The organism is Glutamicibacter sp. M10, assembly GCF_025452055.1.
Lineage (GTDB): Bacteria > Actinomycetota > Actinomycetes > Actinomycetales > Micrococcaceae > Glutamicibacter.
Window position 1 is genome coordinate 610,835 of record NZ_CP104918.1, and the last position, 19,232, is coordinate 630,066.

General features: G+C 54.4%; 26 protein-coding genes. 10 read left to right on the forward strand and 16 right to left on the reverse strand.

Annotation, left to right across the window (positions count from 1 at the left end; genetic code table 11):
* The first annotated feature begins 6 nt into the window (after positions 1 to 6).
* The 5 genes from N6V40_RS03025 to N6V40_RS03045 all read left to right on the forward strand — a co-directional run bounded on the left by N6V40_RS03025 (position 7) and on the right by N6V40_RS03045 (position 2,861).
* Positions 7 to 468: a MarR family winged helix-turn-helix transcriptional regulator gene (locus tag N6V40_RS03025; RefSeq protein ID WP_262198952.1), complete on the forward strand. Its 462-nt coding sequence runs from the start codon at positions 7 to 9 to the stop codon at positions 466 to 468.
* Positions 469 to 554: 86 nt separating this feature from the next.
* Positions 555 to 812 (forward strand): hypothetical protein, encoded by a 258-nt coding sequence (locus tag N6V40_RS03030; protein WP_131089601.1) that lies wholly within the window; start codon positions 555 to 557, stop codon positions 810 to 812.
* A 105-nt stretch (positions 813 to 917) separates the two neighbouring features.
* On the forward strand, positions 918 to 1,637 hold the full coding sequence (locus N6V40_RS03035) for a histidine kinase (protein ID WP_262198953.1): 720 nt from the start codon (positions 918 to 920) through the stop codon (positions 1,635 to 1,637).
* Positions 1,638 to 1,747: 110 nt separating this feature from the next.
* On the forward strand, positions 1,748 to 2,143 hold the full coding sequence (locus N6V40_RS03040) for a sensor histidine kinase (protein WP_262198954.1): 396 nt from the start codon (positions 1,748 to 1,750) through the stop codon (positions 2,141 to 2,143).
* A 46-nt stretch (positions 2,144 to 2,189) separates the two neighbouring features.
* Positions 2,190 to 2,861 carry a response regulator gene (locus N6V40_RS03045; protein WP_131089599.1) on the forward strand — a complete coding sequence of 224 codons (672 nt, stop codon included), beginning with the start codon at positions 2,190 to 2,192 and terminating at the stop codon, positions 2,859 to 2,861.
* Positions 2,862 to 2,883: 22 nt separating this feature from the next.
* Here N6V40_RS03045 and N6V40_RS03050 read toward each other — a convergent pair whose 3' ends face one another.
* The 12 genes from N6V40_RS03050 to N6V40_RS03105 form a co-directional block, all read right to left on the reverse strand.
* Positions 2,884 to 3,801: a hypothetical protein gene (locus N6V40_RS03050; RefSeq protein WP_131089598.1), complete on the reverse strand. Its 918-nt coding sequence runs from the start codon at positions 3,799 to 3,801 to the stop codon at positions 2,884 to 2,886.
* On the reverse strand, positions 3,798 to 5,051 hold the full coding sequence (locus tag N6V40_RS03055; RefSeq protein ID WP_131089597.1) for a M16 family metallopeptidase: 1,254 nt from the start codon (positions 5,049 to 5,051) through the stop codon (positions 3,798 to 3,800). Before N6V40_RS03055 ends, N6V40_RS03050 begins: the two co-directional genes overlap by 4 nt.
* Positions 5,048 to 5,923 carry a phosphotransferase family protein gene (locus N6V40_RS03060; protein ID WP_131089596.1) on the reverse strand — a complete coding sequence of 292 codons (876 nt, stop codon included), beginning with the start codon at positions 5,921 to 5,923 and terminating at the stop codon, positions 5,048 to 5,050. The genes N6V40_RS03055 and N6V40_RS03060 overlap by 4 nt, the downstream gene beginning before the upstream one ends.
* The gene (locus N6V40_RS03065; protein WP_262198955.1) at positions 5,923 to 6,555 is read right to left on the reverse strand and encodes a flavoprotein; all 633 of its coding nucleotides are present in this window, start codon (positions 6,553 to 6,555) and stop codon (positions 5,923 to 5,925) included. Before N6V40_RS03065 ends, N6V40_RS03060 begins: the two co-directional genes overlap by 1 nt.
* 93 nt (positions 6,556 to 6,648) lie before the next feature.
* Complete coding sequence (locus N6V40_RS03070) at positions 6,649 to 6,822, reverse strand: hypothetical protein (RefSeq protein WP_165477324.1); 174 nt, start codon at positions 6,820 to 6,822, stop codon at positions 6,649 to 6,651.
* A gap of 65 nt (positions 6,823 to 6,887) precedes the next feature.
* Positions 6,888 to 7,061, reverse strand: a complete 174-nt coding sequence (locus tag N6V40_RS03075; protein WP_262198956.1) for a hypothetical protein — start codon at positions 7,059 to 7,061, stop codon at positions 6,888 to 6,890.
* Between the two features lie 65 nt (positions 7,062 to 7,126).
* Complete coding sequence (locus N6V40_RS03080; RefSeq protein WP_262198957.1) at positions 7,127 to 7,282, reverse strand: hypothetical protein; 156 nt, start codon at positions 7,280 to 7,282, stop codon at positions 7,127 to 7,129.
* 70 nt (positions 7,283 to 7,352) lie between these two features.
* The gene (locus tag N6V40_RS03085) at positions 7,353 to 7,970 is read right to left on the reverse strand and encodes a T3SS effector HopA1 family protein (RefSeq protein ID WP_262198959.1); all 618 of its coding nucleotides are present in this window, start codon (positions 7,968 to 7,970) and stop codon (positions 7,353 to 7,355) included.
* A gap of 334 nt (positions 7,971 to 8,304) precedes the next feature.
* A complete protein-coding gene (gene lxmK / locus N6V40_RS03090; RefSeq protein ID WP_131089593.1) occupies positions 8,305 to 9,402 on the reverse strand; it encodes a class V lanthionine synthetase subunit LxmK in 1,098 nt (365 codons plus the stop codon).
* Positions 9,403 to 9,439: 37 nt separating this feature from the next.
* Positions 9,440 to 9,568, reverse strand: a complete 129-nt coding sequence (locus N6V40_RS03095; protein WP_262198962.1) for a hypothetical protein — start codon at positions 9,566 to 9,568, stop codon at positions 9,440 to 9,442.
* 47 nt (positions 9,569 to 9,615) lie between these two features.
* Entirely contained in the window at positions 9,616 to 10,494 is an 879-nt protein-coding gene (locus N6V40_RS03100) for an ABC transporter permease (protein WP_131089592.1), read from the reverse strand.
* Positions 10,491 to 11,465 carry an ABC transporter ATP-binding protein gene (locus N6V40_RS03105; protein ID WP_131089591.1) on the reverse strand — a complete coding sequence of 325 codons (975 nt, stop codon included), beginning with the start codon at positions 11,463 to 11,465 and terminating at the stop codon, positions 10,491 to 10,493. The genes N6V40_RS03100 and N6V40_RS03105 overlap by 4 nt, the downstream gene beginning before the upstream one ends.
* Before the next feature lie 529 nt (positions 11,466 to 11,994).
* On the opposite strand from N6V40_RS03105, the gene N6V40_RS03110 reads away from it, so the two are divergent.
* Positions 11,995 to 12,444 (forward strand): SRPBCC family protein, encoded by a 450-nt coding sequence (locus tag N6V40_RS03110; protein ID WP_131089590.1) that lies wholly within the window; start codon positions 11,995 to 11,997, stop codon positions 12,442 to 12,444.
* On the opposite strand, the gene N6V40_RS03115 is transcribed toward N6V40_RS03110, so the two are convergent.
* The 3 genes from N6V40_RS03115 to N6V40_RS03125 form a co-directional block, all read right to left on the reverse strand.
* Entirely contained in the window at positions 12,441 to 12,695 is a 255-nt protein-coding gene (locus N6V40_RS03115; protein WP_262198965.1) for a hypothetical protein, read from the reverse strand. The genes N6V40_RS03110 and N6V40_RS03115 overlap by 4 nt on opposite strands.
* A 41-nt stretch (positions 12,696 to 12,736) precedes the next feature.
* Positions 12,737 to 13,501: an SDR family oxidoreductase gene (locus N6V40_RS03120; protein WP_396268612.1), complete on the reverse strand. Its 765-nt coding sequence runs from the start codon at positions 13,499 to 13,501 to the stop codon at positions 12,737 to 12,739.
* Between the two features lie 237 nt (positions 13,502 to 13,738).
* Complete coding sequence (locus N6V40_RS03125) at positions 13,739 to 15,979, reverse strand: ABC transporter permease (protein ID WP_262198967.1); 2,241 nt, start codon at positions 15,977 to 15,979, stop codon at positions 13,739 to 13,741.
* Positions 15,980 to 16,147: 168 nt separating this feature from the next.
* Here N6V40_RS03125 and N6V40_RS03130 point away from each other — a divergent pair, with 168 nt between their 5' ends.
* The gene (locus tag N6V40_RS03130; protein WP_165477322.1) at positions 16,148 to 16,801 is read left to right on the forward strand and encodes a TetR/AcrR family transcriptional regulator; all 654 of its coding nucleotides are present in this window, start codon (positions 16,148 to 16,150) and stop codon (positions 16,799 to 16,801) included.
* A gap of 65 nt (positions 16,802 to 16,866) precedes the next feature.
* Here the strand turns inward: N6V40_RS03130 and N6V40_RS03135 are convergent, their stop codons facing one another.
* Positions 16,867 to 17,061, reverse strand: coding sequence for a hypothetical protein (locus tag N6V40_RS03135; protein ID WP_131089585.1), 195 nt, complete (start codon positions 17,059 to 17,061; stop codon positions 16,867 to 16,869).
* A 319-nt stretch (positions 17,062 to 17,380) separates the two neighbouring features.
* On the opposite strand from N6V40_RS03135, the gene uraD reads away from it, so the two are divergent.
* The 3 genes from uraD to pucL are packed head-to-tail and all read left to right on the forward strand — an operon-like array spanning position 17,381 to position 19,186.
* Positions 17,381 to 17,875: a 2-oxo-4-hydroxy-4-carboxy-5-ureidoimidazoline decarboxylase gene (gene uraD, locus N6V40_RS03140; protein WP_131089584.1), complete on the forward strand. Its 495-nt coding sequence runs from the start codon at positions 17,381 to 17,383 to the stop codon at positions 17,873 to 17,875.
* A 26-nt stretch (positions 17,876 to 17,901) separates the two neighbouring features.
* Positions 17,902 to 18,258: a hydroxyisourate hydrolase gene (gene uraH, locus N6V40_RS03145; protein WP_262198970.1), complete on the forward strand. Its 357-nt coding sequence runs from the start codon at positions 17,902 to 17,904 to the stop codon at positions 18,256 to 18,258.
* A 4-nt stretch (positions 18,259 to 18,262) separates the two neighbouring features.
* On the forward strand, positions 18,263 to 19,186 hold the full coding sequence (gene pucL, locus N6V40_RS03150; RefSeq protein ID WP_262198972.1) for a factor-independent urate hydroxylase: 924 nt from the start codon (positions 18,263 to 18,265) through the stop codon (positions 19,184 to 19,186).
* The last annotated feature ends 46 nt before the right edge of the window (positions 19,187 to 19,232 follow it).

Below are 19,232 nucleotides of genomic sequence, written 5' to 3' on the forward strand. Positions count from 1 at the left end.
AACAACGTGGACAGCGCTATTCTTCCGGAAGATGATCTTCTCAAGCTGGAAAAGCAGGTGTGCTTCGGTTTGGCGGTCGCTTCTCGCTCGGTGATCTCTGCCTATAAGCCAGTGTTGGATCCGTTGGGCCTGACCCACCCTCAGTACCTGGTGATGCTGGCACTGTGGGATTCTGGAGCGCTCAGCGCCCGCGAACTGAGCGATCAATTGCACCTAGATCCGGGTACTCTTTCCCCTCTGGTCAAACGCTTGGAAGCTGCAGGGTTGGTAGACAAGACTAAAAATCCGCAGGATGAACGGTCGGTCATCATCGAGCCCACCAAAAAAGGCGCTGATTTGCGCAAAGGGGCGTTGAAAGTACCGCTAGAAATGATGTCTCGACTCCAATTATCCGAGAAGGATGTTCTTGAGTTGAGGGGCATCCTGGACCGCCTGATCGATGCTGGTGGTAGCGCGCCAAAAGCGTAGCCACGAATTTAGTTGGTGCACCAACTAATGCAGTATGCTTGGAAAAGAAGAACTAAATCCCACGGATACTGCAGAGGACTATGAGCATGGATGAATCTCCGTTGCCTATCATCGCCGATACCACTGGCTTGAGTATCGGTTACCGCGTTCTCTGGCGTCTGAAGTACTTGGGTTTGAGCATCTTTGGCCCGGCGGAACGCCGCATAGAAGCCAGCCCTCGCGAGCGCATCAAGTGGGATCGAGCCATGAGAGTTAAGGCTGCGCATGACGCTGCCGGAACCCAGCCCGATGAGCAGACGTTGTACACGGTCAGCCGTCTGGAATCACGCCGTCGGCCCCAGTAGATGGCAAGCTAGTCGATCATTACTCTGGCAGTCACGCATTCTGAGTCGGTCACGGAATTCACGACGATGCCAATAACCCGCATTGGCGATGGAACAATGTCAGATATGAGAAAGTGGACTGCCTGGACCGCCGATATTAAGCCGCTACCCGGAGGTGTCGTTGGTCGCCTGGTGCCGATTCTGCTGGCCCTCGTCATGTACGTGGGGGACGTTTGGGTAGGCTCCGGGGACTCTTTTGGAAAATATGGGACGCTGAAATTAGCGTTACCCTATTTGCCGCTCGCGGCATTATTTCTTGGCGCTCTACCTGGCGCTATTCTCTGGCTCGCGTGTATATGTGTAATCGCTGCGGTGGGTATGCCAGGCGTCCTCTTGGCGGGACTGGTGTTCCCCTCAGTAATTGTCGTTGCAGGATGTTGCTACCTTTTGCCGTGGCGTCAAGCAGTGCTTTTTCCCTTGTTGTGTGAGGCCGTCCTATTCTTCCTGTATTTGTTGGTTCCCAATGCTCCGTTGTTCGCGGTGGTCATGGTCGGAGTCTTTGTTGCCTTCGCTGGTGCCGCGGGGCTCAGCTTGAATGCGTTCCGCCGTCGTCACGAAAACAGCGCTAAACGCATTGAGGCTTTGGAGGTCGAGCAGGCAAAAATTCGAGCCAACGAACGAACCTTGCTTGCTCACGAGTTGCACGACATCGTTGCCCATGACGTCACTATTATCGCGATGCAGGCGCGTCGCGCAGAGTTCGTGGACGACCAGAAAAAACTTCAGAGATTCTGGCGGGAATCGGCAATTCTGCACAACAGACACTGCAGGATCTTCGGTCGCTAGTACTGCTGCTCAAGGAAGAAGATAAAGTATCTGACGCAGCTGGCGAGAGCGCGACAGTTGGTCCGAGTATTATCGATCCGGCAGAACTTTCTGGAGAAACTAAGACAGCCGTGGGTCTGGTACATGATCTGGACGCGGTGGCAGATGCGCTTCAGAGTTCAGGATATGAAGTGAATCTCACGGTGCAGGGCGAAGTTGCCCGTATTCCAGCTAGTTTGCGACAGGCCCTCCGCCGAACCATTCGTGAGCTGGGCACCAACATTCTCAAACACGCGGTCCCCGCGAGCAGTGTGGAAGTGGGCCTATATGTTCGCGAAGGTAACGTTCAACTCGTAGCTACGAATAACATATCGGGCGAAAAGCCGATCATGTCTTCAAAAACTGGACTCGAGGCCATGCGTGCGCGTTGCGGGGTCTTCGGTGGGTTTGTGGAAGCGGGAGAGACTGAGGGAGTGTGGACAACCAGCGTCACAATTCCATTAGAAGGACTTTCTAAGGCAAACTAAGGGTGTAGCGCCGTGTTGTCATGGCGCCAGGTAAGAAGGAGAAGCCTTGAGCACCGTATTGCTCGTTGACGACGAAACTCTGACTCGCGAAATTTTGCGTGACTATCTTTCCTCGGATCCCACCATCCAGATCATTGGAGAAGCTGCTGACGGGAAAGCTGCGGTGCTTCAGGCCGCCGGGCTACGTCCGGACGTGATTCTCATGGACATGCAGATGCCGGTAATGGACGGGGTTGCCGCCACTGCGCAGATCCATCAAAACAATCCAGAAATCGCGATTCTTGGGCTTAGCACCTTTTCTACGGACCGTTACGTAGTGGACCTACTCCGTGCCGGAGCTAGTGGATATCTTGTCAAGGACGCTCAGCCCAAAGAGATCACCGAAGCAATTCACAAAGTAATGGCTGGCGAATCGGTGCTTTCCGCTGAGGTAACTCGCCACGTCGTTTCCGGGTTGGCAGACTCGATTCCAGCGCAGGTTGAACCTGATGCAAAATTATCTGAGGCCTTAACTGACAAAGAGCTTGAAGTCATCGTGTTGCTTGGTAAAGGGATGAGCAACAAGGAAATGGCTGAAGAGCTGTACGTTACCGAATCGACCGTGAAGGCGCGTTTCGTTAAGGTAATGGAAAAGCTCGGCGTTCGCGACCGCGTGCAAATTCTTGTTAAGTCTATGGAATATGGGCTGTTAGATATTAGAAGAGCGCCACGCGTCTAGTTAGTGCGTGCAATACATACCCTTAGCTTCGGCCGAGAACTTCCAATACGGGGCGTAGCAATTGATCCATTGCGTGATTCAAGTCTTCGCGCGTTACTCGATCAAGTTCTGACTGTGGGCTAGTGATCAAAGACTGTCCCCAGTCCATAATCTGGTACAGATTCGCGGTTTGTGCTAGTTCTATCGGTGAGCGCCACGCGCGACTAAGGTTGGCCAGGCCGAAGTGCTTCAGGCGTTGCACCTCGGCGTCATCCATGGCGTTGAGCTGCACTGGCAGGGTCTGGACGATCCTTTCGAAAATCTGCAATCCGCCGCTCCCTCGGCAAATTCCTTGCCAAGTGATGGCAGCACGGCGTTGTATGAGACCTCGGGAAATTTGGACTGTAGCCCCGTTCCCTATGCTCGCCACCGAGCTCGGTAGCAATGCCGAAGCTCCTCCCGATAGTAGGCACAGTGCCAAGAAGCAGGCAGCCTCTCCGACCTGCTGGCTTGGGTCTTGGCCGGTAATCAGTGTCTGCTGGTAGCCCTGAACCATGTTTTGCTGCATTCGGCTCGGTAACGCCGCAGTTTCTGAGTCATTTCTTGGGAACAAATCGCTAGCAGTGGCAAGGAAATTTTCGGCATCAATGAAGGTTCCGACCACAGCAATCGTCGGCCCGGAGACCAGCTTGGAATCGAGACACGAGGATTCGTGAGCCATAGATCGCAACCAACGTTCGAGCTGTGACTGTTCAGCGGCAACAGTCAGAATTACTGACCCGTTGTCGCCAGAGAACTGGTGCCAGACCGGGATCAGCCGGTCAGTTTGGCCGAAACTCTGAGTCAACAACCTTCGAGTTTCCTGTTCATGTTGCGGATCAGTGCGCCAAGCTAGCGAGAGCACCGGAAAACTGGAGCGGTCATCGGAGATTGTTAATATTCTCTTGGTCAGGGTTCTCATGCAATTTCCTGGAGGGTTGGGGTCACATCGATGGTATGCCACGGCTGAGTAGCTAAACGCTGCGTTGAACCTAGTAGCAGTTTGCGTAATCTTGCTGTCTGTTCCAAAAGAAGCCTCAATCGATCAACAAGTTCATGGGCAAAGCTAGGTGATCCTCGAAGAAGCATGTCGCGAGCGGTAGTCCGTGTCAGCCGTTCATCATCATGCACGGATTTTTCAGCGGTAAACAGTGCCTTTTTTGCCGCAGATAGCAAAGTTGCGTCATCAACAGTGGCTAATGCTCGCAGCCTAAGCATTGGAGCTAGTTCGAGGCCCGTGTCATCTACGAGGATGAATAAGTCGTTTTCGGTTAAGTCGGCCGGACCGAAGATACCAAGGCTGGAATCCAATCCGGTTTGCATTGAAAGCAGTGAAGCGACAATCAAATCACCAAGGAACGATTCGTTGATCGTCTGCGCGTCCGCAGCGCTGGTAGCGGCGAGCAGTCGTCTAGCAGGAAGGCCGGGTACATGAACTTTTTGGTTCCTCGCCGAGCTTGGACGGGCCTCTATGAGGTGCGATGCCATAGTTTCTTGTGTGGTTTTCTCAACTGAGATTGAACCCATTTTTTCAGCGAGGATCTCCAATATGTCGGACGGTTCTTGCGGCCCGAAAGCCACCAAAACAGCGTGTTCAGGGCGGTAGTGTTTTGCGTGTAGGTTTTGCAGACGCTCGACAGAAACTCTAGAAAGTAGGGTTTTGTCGCCTGTGCCATCGTGGCCATGCGCGTGATCTTCCCAATACTGGCAAGTCAGGTGTGGGAACGGCAATACTTCACCAGGTACGGGAGCCAAACGCTGGGTCCGTTCGGTGCATACAGCTTGGATTTGTTCATTAATCTGCTCAGGTTGAAATGCTGGATGAAAAACCTGTTCAATCACCCGGGCAACCATGCCAGACAGATCAGAAGGTAATACCGTTTCGTAGAACTCGGTGTAGTCCATGTGAGTGTGTCCGCCCAAGACACCGCCAATGCTGTTAAGTTCAGCTTCACGGTCGCTTGAGGTTATTGCCGCACTATCTTGGTAAATCAGATGCTCAAGTAAGTGAAGCATTCCTTCTTCACCCGGTAGTTCGTGCCGCATCCCTGAGGCAATGGCAAGAACGAATGTACTGTTTCGCGCTGCTGGGTTTTGAATGGCGATTGCGCGGGCACCCTGATCAAGTGTCATGCTGCGCATTTGGGGTGCTTTCAAGGGGGTCGAGTTCATGAGATTTCCTGATCAGTTCCTACCGGGTTAGATATGTAATTCGTTGCTAATCGCAAAAGCAATGTGGCCTGTTCAATCGATGCTCCGGCATAGTGGTGCCAATCAAAGGCATGGTGAACCAGTCGGAAGGCACGCGCCAAGTTCAGATCATTCAAGTTGGGCACACCGGGAAAGCAGTCGAGAAGACCTTCCTCTAACTGGTTCAACACAGGGCCTAACAAAGGGTGAAATGCCCTGAGCTCGGCAATTTCGCCCAGAATCCAGCCGAAATCATAGACTGGGTTCGCGACGCCTGTATCTTCGCCGGTGAGCAGACTTCCCGATCGTGCATCGGCAGTCAGGACCCAGTGAGCCATTCCAGGGCAACCGTGTACGAGTACACGATGATGGCCCTCGCTCATTCGAATAGCCCAATCATTCATGCGGTTCAGTCCGGCGGTACCAAGAACGGTACGAGCTGGTTTCCAAGCGCCGTCGAGCCATGCGGCAGCGCGTTGCAAGGTGCGAGGCTTGGTGAAAGCTACTTTGGAATCAGGACGAACATTGTGTATCTCGTTGAGTGCAGCGCCCCAGAGTTTCCCAATAACTCGCAACTTGACCGGTTTTGGGTCCAAAAGATGAATCGCAAGGGATGCGCCGGCATGGGTTCGGTAACTGCGATCCGAGCTGTCGCCTTGTCCCCATATGACCAATTCTGAATCGTGAGTCATGTTCGTTAGCCCTGACGGCACAAGGGTGGAAAAACTGAGCGGGGCATGTGCGCCCAGGCGATGTTGCCATGAATAGACGCCGTCATGACTGGTTACTTCGGTAGCCAGTAACCCTGTTTGCACCCTGAATCCTGCGGCCGGAGTGAAATTGGCTGTCGTCATTAGCGGTCCGTTGTCGAACCGATAGTTCCAGCAACTCGCAACGATTCGAGACGACGCATAACTGCTGGAAAAGGTGGAGGTACCCACGCCAGCGCGCTATCACTAGATTCGCTGGGGCCAGGTACCGGATCGATGACCACGAAGTTCTCTGGGGTGCGCAAGGCATCCAAGATATTTGTTACCAGCGGATTGGACAGCGCGCGGGGTGGCAACGAGGGAGCGATGCATACCGGTGCACTTGTACTGAGCGCAGCGAGTAATGATGGGGAATCGGTAATTCCGCTGGCGAGGCGCGATGCATAGTCCAAAGTTGCGGGATAGATCAGCATGAGATCTGCCCATTCAGCTAGCTCCACATGTGCCGCGATCACCTCGTCTTCCCAATGATCGGAATGTACACGAGCGCGTAAACGCGTTTCCAAACTGTGTCGAGTGATGAAGCGGCTCGCGGAGTCTCGCATGATGATTCTGAACTGCGTGTGGGGTGCTGCGGCCAGAATCCAATCGAGCCAGAATGGCATGACTTGGGTCGCAGCAGAACCTGTCAGAACCAGCGCAACTTTACGATAGCCGAAGCCGTCCAACGAAAGATCCAATGCCTGAGCCGGCGTGGTGCTGTGCGCTGTTGTCATGGTGTTCCTCTGGGGTAGCTGTGGAATGATGCGGCGGAGCGAACGGCCGTTGCCGGCCAAGCACCCCGCCGCAGTCACTGATTGAGGTGAGGCTTAGCAACCCACGGTCAGGGTTGCGCCGATCAAGACGCCTGCGCAGAATGGGGTGGTTGCTGGTGCTTCTGCGGCTGCGTCGGCACCGAGTTCGCTTGGTGCGGCGTAGGCAGTGTGCGCCTGGGCTAGATCGGTCAGTGCGCTGTTGTTCTCAACGATGTTGGTGTTGCTCATGATGGTGCTCCTTGATTGATTGGGTAGTGCTTAGTTTGACGGTTAGTTAATGCGTTCTCAGTGGGTTAGCAGCCGGCGCCGAGGGTAGCGCCGACGATGATGCCGATGCACAGCGGGCTGGTTGCTGGTGCTTCTGCGGCTGCGTCGGCACCGAGTTCGCTTGGTGCGGCATAGGCAGTGTGCGCCTGGGCTAGATCGGTCAGTGCGCTGTTGTTCTCAACGATGTTGGTGTTGCTCATGATGGTGCTCCTTGATTGATTGGGTAGTGCTTAGTTTGACGGTTAGTTAATGCGTTCTCAGTGGGTTAGCAGCCGGCGCCGAGGGTAGCGCCGACGATGATGCCGATGCACAGCGGGCTGGTTGCGGGGGCTTCTGCGGCTGCGTCGGCGCCTAGTTCGCTTGGTGCGGCGTAGATGGTGTGCGCTTGGGCTAGGTCGGTGAGTGCGTTGGTGTTACTCATGATGTTGCTCCTTAGTGATGCGCCAAAGAAACGGCATTTGTTGTGATGGGCGTGTGGTCAGCGGGGAAATTTACAGGTTAGTAGACGGCCGGTTAGGGTCAATCCGGGCCTCAGCCGCTTCTTGAATCCACGCCTGAGATAGACCGATCTTTTCGCGGTCAGCACGGAAAAGTGCGTCGGCTAGAACCCGAGAGCGATGTTGCCCGAAGCTCAGGGATCGGTGGGACGGACGTTGATCGATACTCTCTTCGGCCAGGGTGATTCCCTTACCAAGCGGTTGAGTGAATATCGAAGAGCTATTTGGAGTGCTCGACAGGTCTTTCATGGCCCGACCAAGCAGGTCCGCAATTTTTGCAGCGTGCACTGCCGGTACATAGGCAACGATCGCGTCACTGCGAGGGTAAGCCAATGAGGATGACAGCGCCTTGAGGTGGTATTCAATTCCCGAAGCTGCAAGCGTTAGAAGTAACTCGGGAAAGAGCTCTAAGGCTTGAGCATGGGTTTCACAACCAAAATAGAGCCGAGCTGTATCGATGGAAGGCCCAGGGGAAAGCTCACCGAGAACCAGCAAATATCCTGGTGTGGTTCGGGCACGCCAGCTGGGCAGACGTACGGCCAACGTTTCCTTCACAGGGTCCCTACGTACGTCGGACTGTGGTACTAGAACCTTGACACCGCCGAGCTTCACGATGACGTGGGATTCTCCATTTACTGAAGCCGAGCTTTCGAATCCACAGTCCGCTACCTGCCAAATACTTCGGTGTGGAACCAGGGCGGTGAACTGCGCGGCTAAATCTTGTTCTCCGGTTGTAGGCTGGGTATCTATAAGGGGATTGCGGATGTGCAGATGCTTATAAATCTGGGCACTCAGTTCGTTTTTGAGCTCCCCGGACTTGATGCGTCAAAATGATGCCCATCGATCCTTGCCGTCATTTTCACCAGGTCCAACTGAACGGATTCTGAGATGGCCGCCAAGATGTCAGTGAAATTAGTTTTAGTTGCCGTAAGTAGGGCGTCCATTCTCAGTCCTTTCCGAAACCTAGTGCGTGGCTATATCGTGCGGGGTCTAAAAGGGCTCTACGGCCGATGCCTGCCGCTGCCCGTTCAATTCCGGGGAGCCTGGAAACCATGGCTGCCCTAGCCATTGAACGATCCACCAAGTGCCAGCCCAGCCGCGCGGTGACGCGCAATGCCAGTTGCGAGTCATCGGTGCTGGAATTAAGCCGATAGTGGTGCCACAGCTCCTGTAGCTGCGGAACGACTGCAGCTAGCCGGTGAGATATCAGGGTTGTCGCGCTGTTTTCGTCAAAGTATTCGGGTGGAGAATCGGCTCCGCCACGAGAGGTGACCGTGTCGAGCACCGCGCGATAGATCCATTCCCCGGCCAGTGTTCCTATGTCTCGTGCCGGGTCTCCCAGGCAGAAGTCTTCCCAATCCAACAGATTCAGTTGTGAATCGTTCACATGAAACTGGTCCCACCGCAGATCACCGTGAATCGGTGATTTGCGGTTTGTCTCCTCAGCATCATGTAGGGCTTCGAGCGCTTGAAGGAGTTCGCCGTCCTGTTGCAAAGTTGGGTACAGGCTGAGTTCTGCCAACGTGAAATCCAAGTACCTGGTATGTGTGACACCGAAGCGCAACGTCTGCACCGGGAGCGTACTGCCCGCTGGATCCAGTCCGTCAGTGGGGCCTGAATGTAATCGTGCCAATAACCTGCCGGAATCTGCCGCGAAACTCACGGGCAAAGCATCCTGGACGATCAGATGAGCCAGGCTAGTTCCGGGACAGTAGTCGAACAGCAACAGGCCAGTTGATTCATCCCCCGCTAACAATTTAGGGGTGCTAGGCGCATGCTGTGGATTGTTTCTAGCAAAGAACGAAAAATTCATTGATCGGGCAAATGCCTGCGGTGATGTCGCAGATGCATTGAACTTCTTGACGAATATCTGACTTCCGTCTGTTAATTCCATGATCCAGCTGCCATTACGACCGGCAAATTGTGTTGCTGAGACTGTGCGGATCGGTGCCCGACCAAGACCATCTAGTAGAGGTTGGGCCTGCTGCGCTGCCGTGGTGCCAGCTTGGGTCGCCGGAAGTGAAGGATTGAGAATGACGGTCATGGCGATGCGCTTTCAGGCTATGAGGTTTGGACAGCGGCTAGGCGAGGAAAGTGGTGATGGCGTAAGCCACGGCGATGCCCAAGAGGAGCAGGCCGAGATTTCGAAGGTGCTTCTTGAGCTTCGAGGATTTGGACGGGCTATTTTGCGCGGTGTTGTTTTCAGTCATTGTTCTTGTCCTTTCAAAGACGTAGTGACCAGGTTTAGGAACTAGCGTTAGTCGGCCGAGCTCAGGGAAGTACGCAGCGAGACTCGAGACCCGGTACGCAGGGCATTGTTGCGATAAAGAAGGGTTGCAACCCAGAACAGGACAGGGATTGCCATCACACTGAGGCCGGCGGCTGCAATCATTTGCCACATTTCAATGCCGTCAAGGCCGAATCGAATAGGCATCAAATAAGAGGAAAATAGCGGGACAAAGGACAGAGCATGAAGCCAGGCGTTATCTAGATGAGTAGGTAAGACGTACAGCGAAATAACCAAAAGTGCCATTTGCAACACCGACAGTGGCATGACTGCCGAAGCCAGGTCCTCCTGCCTGGCCACGGTGGCTGCCAACGCGGTGTTGAGCAGCGCGAAAACCGCATAGCCGAGCAAGAACCACACCATAAACCACACCAATGATGGACCCACTTGCATATCAAGAAGAGAGAACCCATCCACCACTGTGAACCCGAGTACTCCGGCCCCGCCGATCACTAGTAGTTGAGCCAGTGTGACCAGTCCGATGCCGAGTAGTTTTCCGGCAAGTAGCGGACCGATGCCGATCTTAGTGAGCAGGATTTCAACAACTCGCGAGGACTTCTCTTCCACCACTCCGGCGGTCAAGCTTTGTGAGGAGTAGACCAGAGAAGTTAGCAACGCACAGATCATGGCAGTGGCGAAGAGCATTCGAGGGTTCAAGCTGAACGTCTCAAGGCCTTGCGCGGAATTGACCAGAAACCAGCCTCCAACACCTGCTGCCGCACCGACGCCCAAGGCGAGTAGCCCGGTAGTCAATAGAATGGTGCGGTTTGCCGTTCTGGTGAGGATTTCCCTACGGATAACTAGTCCTGTTTCGCGTAATGCTTGTCGTGATTTCGAAACGGTGCTCATTTACTTGCCTCCGATGCTCTTGTAACTGGTTCGACTTCGGTCGGTGTGGCCAAACCAGCTGAAATGTATTGCTTCGTGAGTAATTCATCCAAAGAACGTTGAACGGATTCGATGCTGCGCAGTCCACCGTGTCTCTGCGCAATGGCTAGCAGCTGCGCAGGAATGTCGCGGTCATCGCCTTCCAGGGAGACCACAACACTGTTTCGATCAGTGGAAGACCTCGTTACGTCGATGGCCTGGAGCATTGCTGTTTCAGCTGCGAAGGCATCTGCATTACGAGAGAAGTTCAGTTGCCAACGGCTTTGGCCTTCGGTTTTTAGTTCTGCGATGCTTCCGCTGGCCTTGACTCGGCCTTGATCGAGAATGCAGACCCGGTCACAGAGTCGTTCAACCAGATCCAGTTGGTGAGAAGAGAAAAGTACTCCGACTCCGCGGGCAGCTTGTTCACGGATCAATTCACCCATGGTTGCCACAGCGCTGGGATCTAAGCCAGAAAATGGTTCGTCGAGTACCAGAAGTGCTGGGTTGCCCACCAGTGAAACTGCTAACTGAACACGCTGCTGGTTGCCCAGCGAGAGATCCTGAATGAGTGTGCGTTCCCTACCCTGAAGTCCCAACGAAGCGATGAGATCATCTGCCACCGTGCGTGCAGCGGGAAGCTTGTGACCTTCCAATAATGCAAAGTGGATGATCTGCTCGCGTACCGGCATCTGTGGGTAAAGTCCGCGTTCTTCAGGCATGTAACCGATGTTGCGTCGATCCTGGGTGGAGATGGGTTTGCCGTCCCACGTAATTTGTCCTTGATCGGCGCTCAGTAGCCCCAAGATCAGCCTCATGCTGGTTGTCTTGCCGGCACCATTGCCTCCGATGAAACCGACGATCTCGCCGCGCTGGACCGAAAGATCCATGCTGTGCAAGACGGTACGGTCCCCGAAGCTACGACTAACGCCGGTTAGCTGCAATCCGTTCATGATGGGCCCTTCCTGGTTTGGAATCGTTGCTGTTGATAACGACTGTATTAGCCGTTGAATCAACTGACCCTGTACTTCCGTACAGTCTTGCGGTGTACAAAAGTTCAACGATTCTTGGTCCGAGAAGGTTAGGTCGGTAGAGAGGAGTGAGGCCTTATTGCGTCTGGGGAGAAAGGAAGAATTCAGCCCGATTTACCGGGAGGGAATAAATCCAGCTGAAAGTAGATAGTTTGCGAGAACTGTTCTTTTGTACAGGTGCGAGACAGCGATCGCGATGAAAAGTAGTTAGTGGCATATGAATGCCGCGACAGATCATCATCGCATTCACGAGTACGGAGAACACCAAATGTCTAACCTACTTTTCACCTTCACCTTCGCCTTGAACTCGATTGCGACCAACGTGGCAGAACCGGCATTCTCGTCTGCCATCGTTTGTGGTACTTTTCCACTGTTTTGCTAAAAGAGTTGAAGGTGGCGTGCGGTCAAGGTTGGGGCTACAGCATCTTTAAGTAGCGATACCATTGAGTACATGGAATCGTTGACTGAACTGGTTATCGCCCGACAGTTTTCTGCACCGAAAACTGCCGTCTGGGCAGCTTTTGTAGAACCCGAAATCATCGCTCAATGGTGGGGTCCTCACGGCTGGGCAGTTAATGAAGATTCTGTCGTTTTTGAAGCCAAAGTTGGCGGTCGCCATGAACTGGAAATGGTGCAGGTCGACAACCCAGACTCAAAGGTTCCGCTCAAGGCAGTACTGACGACCTTTGATGAATATGAATGTCTGGTCAGCGCAGATGGTCCACATGAAATGACCTTGGACCTGATCATCGAAACACGCATTGAATTCAAAGAGTTCGCCGGCCAGACCATGCTTTCCCTGACCCAGGGACCGATACCCTATGAAGTCGTGGAAACAAGCACCAAGGCTTGGAATTCGGCCCTCGGCAAGCTTGAAGCGCTACTGGCAGAGTACTTCTAAACCGCCCGTTCAGCTCCCGGCTGTTCAACAAAATAGCTGCGGACCGCGGTGATTTTTGCGGCCTTACCAGCAGAAGCGAACTTGATGACGTGGCTGAAGTGAGCCACTGATTGCTGGTTGCTGCAGCTTTGGCCATCTGCGCTTGCTTCTAAACCCTGCATGGACGGCCTGCCCGCGATATCCCACTGGATGTCCTTCGAACACCACTGCTCAAGTACCGGCAAATCCTTGCGATAAACCGTGCTGAGCACGTCGGTGATGATCTGGAATCTCTACGCGCATGGGGATTCGCCTAGCCTCGTCCGATGTACGGCATGCCACCGGCGGTAATCGTGAACTGATTGATAGAAGTTCCCAAAGGAACTCCGGCAATGTAGGCAATGGCCTCGGCGGCTTCTTCCAAAGGGAAGGACGGCTCTACAATTCGCTGTCCACTGGGTTGCAGGGCACCATCGTTGGCACCAAAATCATCAAGTAAGTCACTGGCGGTATTGCCAATATCGATTTGTGTGGCGCGGATCCGGTAAGGGCGTCCATCTAGTTCTAGCGACTTGGTCAACCCGGCGATCCCGTGTTTGGTCACCGTATAGGCCACCGAATTGACGCGTGGAACCTGAGCGGAAATGGACCCATTATTGATGATGCGGCCACCGGCGTGCGCTTTAAAATGTGCAAAGGCGCTACGGGCCGCATTGATGGCACCAGTGAGATTGATCTGGCATACCTGATCCCACTGTTCTGGGGTCAACTCGTCAATAGATACCGCTGGCCCAAACACCCCCGCGTTATTAAACAGCACGTCTACTGATCCAAAACGTTGATGGGTCGCGGCAAAGAGCTTGTCCACCGCACTCGGATCGGTGACGTCGGTGGGATGGATCAAGGCCGCGGGGTGGGACTGTGCCGTTTCTTCCAAGGTGGCCTTGGTGCGCCCGGCAAGGGCAACATTCCAGCCCTGGGATAAGAGCAATCGTGCGGTGGCACGGCCAATGCCTGAACCCGCCCCAGTGATCACGATCGTGCGACCCTGCCCGCTTGAGTGAGGTGACTGCGCCATCATTTCTCCTTGCCTGGTTCCATCAACGGTGGTGAGCGTGCGTGCTCCCATCCTAGGAAGACCTAGCCATAATGCCCAGTTGAGGAACCGGCGAGTGTGCTCAAACTCTAGCGACATTGCGGTGAAGACGCAGGAAGATACTGGACCTCAAGCATTCGGTGCCGGCGCAGCTAATTCCAAAGGACACCGCGGGACCAATTTTCATCGGCCCCGCGGTGTCTTGAATCGTTGGTACGGCTACACCGTAACCGTCTCTTTCTGATCATCGATCAGGTGCTGGGCTTCGGCATCAATTTGATCTGCGCTCTGCGCAGCCTGCGTTGCCTTCGCTTCCAACGCCCGACCCTGCAGGGCGGCTAGTTCCTCTTCAGGGATGGGGTGGCTGGTTGTTTGCACGACCTTAAGCTGGTCGATCACCAAGGTCAGGGCCAAGCACACCAGGGCCCAGATGGCTAGGGTGATCAAATGTGCACCGAGGCCTTCTGAATCGAAGTACAGAATTGATCGAATGGATTCAACGGCCGCTGGCATCGGAAGGATGTCATGCAGGATGTTGAACATGCGCGGTTCCATATAGATTGACAGTGCGCCGTTGGACGCTGGCACACCGAGGAACATCACGATCAGCATTGTTGGCAGCAGGCAGAGCATTCCGATCAGACGGTTGAATACCGTAGTTAGCATTGCCACGGCAAAGATGGCGAGCATGCCGACACTAAACAGCTTCCAGAAGTGTCCATCAACCGAGTTGGTGAACGGTCCGGCAATCAAATACAACACGACAGACATGAAGGCCGAGTACACGGCCAGCAGCGGGATGAGTTTTGGTAACGGACGGGTATGCGGTGCAGCTGTGGAACCAACCATGATGACCATGAAGCCTGCCATCACCCAACCCATGCCCAGATACATGGCCACCGTGCCCATATTGTCGCCCGCTGGCAGTGCCGCGAGCTCCTGATGATCTACGGTCATATTTTGGGACTGACCGATCTGGGTGAAGACCTGAACTACTACCTGCGAGGCGGCATTGCCTGAGGCCTGCGCCGTATAGATAGTTGCCTGCGGATCATCCTGACTTGGCAGAATAAATGCGCCGGTGAGGTCCTGAGACTCGACCATGGATCTGGCCTCAGCTGCATCATCCACGATGGTGAAGTCGAACTTTCCCTCCATGGATTCATTCAAGGAATCGGCCATCTGCTGTGCCTGTTGTGTTGTGGAACCAACCAGGGCCACTGGCATGTGGCGTGGAGTTGGTTCCTGCATGGCGCCGAGCATTGCCGAAAGCATGATGGCGATCATGGTGAAAGGTACTGCGCCCAGAGCGATGTAGCGCCATGCCCGGTTTTGCGGGCGAGGTCCCCCGTGGAGGGAGGCGACATTAATCTGGGTAGGGGTAGCGCTCTTACCCTTGCGAGTCCTCAGGAAGTCGATCAGCGTGGTCAGCAAGATAGCTGCCACCGCGCCAGCGATGAGAATCAAAAGATGTTTCGCGGCCCCGTGGCCATCAAAGTAGAGTACCGATCGCATGGCCTCACCCAGGGCAGGCATCGGTAGGAACTGGTGCAAGAACGGGAAGATCTTAGGCAGCATATAAACCGACATGCCCATATTGGAGGCCGGCTGACCGAGCACCATGAACAGGAACATGCCTGGGATGACGGCCATAGGACCAAAGATGCGGGTCAAAAGAACCTGCGAGGAACCGACGGCAAAGACGCCCAAGGCCAGCGTGCCCCAGACCGGGATAATGCTCGCTGCTGGAATGACGCCCAAAATTGGTCCGCCAATCAAGATGCCCAAACCTGAGAGCAGAAGTGACCAGCCGGCCAACAGTGGCAGTGCACGGCGGCGCTTGAGCAGTTCAGGAGAGTTGGAGAAAGCCAAAGACCATGGCATGTAACCGGCAGTGATCATTGCTGTGGACAGAAGCATCGCGCCCATGCCCATGGAGTCATTGGCAGGAAGTGGCACAAGGTCTTGGCTGTTGACCGTGAAACCCTGTTGCGCCAAAGCCGGGGTGAGCACTGCGGTGATTGCCGAGGAGCTGGAAACACCTGCGCCACTGGCGGTGTACAGGGTTGCAGATTGATCATCAAGCACCACCGCTGCCGTGACCTCGCGGTCAGTGACCTGTGTTCGAGCTTCTAATGCGGAGTCGAGAATCTTGATGTCCACCGCATCGCCGTCACTCTCTTCAAGTGACTCAGCAAATTTTTCTGCGGCTGTTGAGCTTGATGCGGTGATTGCAACAGGCATGTTCTTGGCTTCTTGATGGTGCATGGCACCTAGGTAGCCCCAAATCATCATGCCCACGATCATCAATGGCATGATGAAAACGGCAACTGTCCGCCCGATCTTTTCAGCCTTGGCCCGCTTGGCGGCGATCTCTTGTTCAGAGGTTTCGTGTGGTTCCAGTTTTGCTTCGCGCCGAGAAGGCGGCGTGCTGTGTGGATCGGTGGGTGCAGTGCTCAATTGCTCTGGCTCCTGAGGTTTAGACAGTCCGAGTTGCTTTGGTGGAACAACTGGCTTTAGATGAAGTACATCAACGACTTTACGCCACGTGGCGTAAAAATGACATTGGAAGCGCCATAGATCACCATTAAGATCACTGGACGTACCAGCTTTGAAGGGAAATGTTCCGTGAGTCGACATAGCGACAAGGCGCGAGAAGTACTGCTAGATGCGGCAGAAGAGCTTTTTGCGTTGCACGGAATCGATGCGGTTTCTAACCGCAAGATCACCGAACATGCTGGCACGGCGAACCACTCGGCCATCAAATATCACTTTGGGAGTCGAGACGATCTCTTAGCTGCGATGGTTGGCCGTGCGATGGATGACGTTCGGGCCATCCGCGCTGAACTGCCGTTGAGTTCGGATGCATCAATGATGAATCTGCGTGAAATAGTCACGCTGTACACGCTGCCACTGGTCTTTTCTTTTGATGCACTGCCTAAACCTTCATGGCGAGCAAAATTCCTATTTCAGGCGTTGTTTCGTCCAGACCTGCGCGAGATGCTGGCCGGTTTGGTTGATGAGGACCTGCGGGGAAGTGAAGTCAAGAGGCGGCTGCCCGAAGAGTTAGAGGGTCTTCCTGAGGTTGTTATCAGCGCCCGCGCCAAGATCCTAGGTCCAATGCTGTTGGGACTCTGCGCCGAATATGAGGGCTCGGTTAATGAGGGTGAAGCGATAGGCACCTGGGAATCGGTGGGCTACTTCTTGGTCGATTCCGTGGTGGGCATGATGGCTGCACCGAGCACCTCGCCGGCAGACTTCATGGACTTCACGCGACGTTAATTTCCCGACGAAGGCTCGGTGGGACAGGGGTTCCGTGCGCTGCGCTTTGGCGCTCGCCGTGACCCTTAGTGCTCGGCGTTAGAACCAAAGATCTTGGTCCATGCAGAGGGTGCAGTGTGCGAGATCTTTGGGTGTCGCGCCATGTCTGGGTCCAGACCTTCGATCGGCTGAAACAATCCGGTTCGCAACGCATCCGTGCTGCCAGATGAATCATTTTCCTGCGTCTGAAATTTAATTTTTGTCGGGTCGACGGTGGTCATGAGACTCTCCCTCGTTCTCAAATTTTCGTATTGTGAAAATTATCTTTTATCTAGTGAAACCAGTATGTGAGCCACTCTGGGTCCTTGGCAAGGGCTACGAGGTAGTAGTTTTGGCCGCCCTGTGAAAAGTATTTAACAAATACGATCATGTAAATTTCTGGCGCATTCCCTTGACGCGCACTGCGTGAGTTGGCTTACAGTTGAGCCACAAGGTTCCACGAAACCAGCATCGAGTCGAAGCCGAAAGTAGTTTTTCGGTGGTAAGGGTGTTCAGCCAAGGTCCGTGGAATGTCGACCGATGAAATGAGCTGATCACCCAATGCACCTCGACGCGTTCAACGAACTATCCGCAGACCAAGCCGAAACTCTCTTACGGCCCTGCGTTGATGTGGACCGTTGGATCCATGAGCTGATTGCTGCCCGTCCTTTTGCAAACCGGGACGAACTTTCTTCCTATGCCCTAGACGGCATCGCTCCTTTTGACCCCCAAGAACTTGATGCTGCCTTGGCGCAGCACCCGCGCATCGGCGAACGGGCGCAGGGTCAAAGCAAGGAAGCCGAGATGTCTCGTGGCGAGCAGGCCTCACTGAGCCTAGATGGTGATGCCACCTCGCGTCTGAAAGCGGCCAACCAAAATTATGAACAGCGTTTTGACCGCGTTTTCCTCATCCGTGCAGCAGGTCGAAGCACCGAAGAGATTCTGGCCGAGTGCGAACGCCGGCTGAGCAACGATGAAAAAACAGAAGCTGCCGAAGTCGCCCGGCAATTGCGCGAAATAGCTGTCCTTCGGCTCAAAGACCTCATTACTAACTAATTCCCTCCAACGATTAGGAGATGACCATGGCAGATGACAGTGCAGAACGCAGCCACATCACCACCCACATACTCAACACCGGGACCGGGAGGCCTGCCTCCGGTGTTAAGGCCACGCTGGAAGCCAAAACGGCATCCGGCTGGCAAGAAATCGGAACGGGATTGACCGATGCGGATGGCCGTATCAAGAATCTCGGACCGACAAAGGTTGAAGCCGGTCGCTACCGGGTTTCTTTTGAAACCGGCGACTACTTCGGGAAGCAGGGAACGGAAAGCTTCTTCCCCGCGGTAAGCATCGATTTTTTCGTAAACAACGTCGATGAGCACTACCACGTACCCCTTCTTATCAGCCCGTTTGCCTATTCCACATACCGAGGGAGTTAGAGAAATGACTACCGAAACCACCGCCCCGACCCAGACCAAGATCGTGCTCGGATCCAACCAGTACGGCAAGGCCGAAGTTCGCTTGGTCAAAATCACCCGCGACACCGAACGCCACCAGATCCAGGATTTGAACGTCACCAGCCAGCTACACGGCGACTTCAGCGCCGCACACCAAGACGGAGACAATTCACGAGTTGTCGCCACCGACACGCAGAAAAACACTGTCTACGGCCTAGCCCGCAATGGCGTGGGCGCCGTAGAGGACTTCCTGGTGAAGTTGGGCGAACACTTCACCGGTGAATTTGAATGGATCACCGGCGGTCGCTGGGCAGCACAGCAGTTCTCTTGGGACCGCATCAACGATCACGACCACGCCTTCTCGCAGAACAAGTCCGAGGTCCGCACCGCAGTGCTGGAAATTGATGCTCAAGGCAAAAAGTCCATCGTCTCTGGTCTTGAAGATCTCACGGTACTCAAGTCCACCGGCAGTGAATTCCACGGTTTTCCACGGGACAAGTACACAACTCTGAAGGAAACCACCGACCGCATCCTGGCTACCGATGTGACCGCTCGCTGGCGTTACACCGATCAGGCTATCGCTGAAGGAATCGACTTTGATTCTCTGTATGCCTCGGTGCGTAACCTGTTGCTGACCCAATTTGCGCAGACTCACTCCTACGCATTGCAGCAAACGATGTTCCAGATGGGACAGGCCGTTCTTGAAGCGCACCCAGAAATTGCCGAAATCAAGATGTCCTTGCCCAACAAGCACCACTTCCTCGTGGACTTGGACGTCTTCGGACATGACAACCCCAACGAGGTCTTCTTCGCGGCGGATCGTCCCTACGGTCTGATCGAAGCGACCATTACCCGTGAAGACACCGAGGCTAATCACCCAATCTGGGCCAATATCCCGGCTTTTATCTAAACGAACAGCGTTGAGGGTGTGCCGGTGCGGACACACTGGCACACCC

Bases quoted from the DNA above. Each gene is read 5' to 3' on its own strand.
- N6V40_RS03030 (WP_131089601.1), top strand. From the start codon at position 555: ATGGATGAATCTCCGTTGCCTATCATCGCCGATACCACTGGCTTGAGT.
- N6V40_RS03035 (WP_262198953.1), top strand. From the start codon at position 918: ATGAGAAAGTGGACTGCCTGGACCGCCGATATTAAGCCGCTACCCGGA.
- N6V40_RS03050 (WP_131089598.1), bottom strand. From the start codon at position 3,801: ATGAGAACCCTGACCAAGAGAATATTAACAATCTCCGATGACCGCTCC.
- N6V40_RS03055 (WP_131089597.1), bottom strand. From the start codon at position 5,051: ATGAACTCGACCCCCTTGAAAGCACCCCAAATGCGCAGCATGACACTT.
- N6V40_RS03060 (WP_131089596.1), bottom strand. From the start codon at position 5,923: ATGACGACAGCCAATTTCACTCCGGCCGCAGGATTCAGGGTGCAAACA.
- N6V40_RS03065 (WP_262198955.1), bottom strand. From the start codon at position 6,555: ATGACAACAGCGCACAGCACCACGCCGGCTCAGGCATTGGATCTTTCG.
- N6V40_RS03070 (WP_165477324.1), bottom strand. From the start codon at position 6,822: ATGAGCAACACCAACATCGTTGAGAACAACAGCGCACTGACCGATCTA.
- N6V40_RS03075 (WP_262198956.1), bottom strand. From the start codon at position 7,061: ATGAGCAACACCAACATCGTTGAGAACAACAGCGCACTGACCGATCTA.
- N6V40_RS03080 (WP_262198957.1), bottom strand. From the start codon at position 7,282: ATGAGTAACACCAACGCACTCACCGACCTAGCCCAAGCGCACACCATC.
- lxmK (WP_131089593.1), bottom strand. From the start codon at position 9,402: ATGACCGTCATTCTCAATCCTTCACTTCCGGCGACCCAAGCTGGCACC.
- N6V40_RS03095 (WP_262198962.1), bottom strand. From the start codon at position 9,568: ATGACTGAAAACAACACCGCGCAAAATAGCCCGTCCAAATCCTCGAAG.
- N6V40_RS03100 (WP_131089592.1), bottom strand. From the start codon at position 10,494: ATGAGCACCGTTTCGAAATCACGACAAGCATTACGCGAAACAGGACTA.
- N6V40_RS03105 (WP_131089591.1), bottom strand. From the start codon at position 11,465: ATGAACGGATTGCAGCTAACCGGCGTTAGTCGTAGCTTCGGGGACCGT.
- N6V40_RS03110 (WP_131089590.1), top strand. From the start codon at position 11,995: ATGGAATCGTTGACTGAACTGGTTATCGCCCGACAGTTTTCTGCACCG.
- N6V40_RS03120 (WP_396268612.1), bottom strand. From the start codon at position 13,501: ATGGCGCAGTCACCTCACTCAAGCGGGCAGGGTCGCACGATCGTGATC.
- N6V40_RS03135 (WP_131089585.1), bottom strand. From the start codon at position 17,061: ATGACCACCGTCGACCCGACAAAAATTAAATTTCAGACGCAGGAAAAT.
- uraD (WP_131089584.1), top strand. From the start codon at position 17,381: ATGCACCTCGACGCGTTCAACGAACTATCCGCAGACCAAGCCGAAACT.
- uraH (WP_262198970.1), top strand. From the start codon at position 17,902: ATGGCAGATGACAGTGCAGAACGCAGCCACATCACCACCCACATACTC.
- pucL (WP_262198972.1), top strand. From the start codon at position 18,263: ATGACTACCGAAACCACCGCCCCGACCCAGACCAAGATCGTGCTCGGA.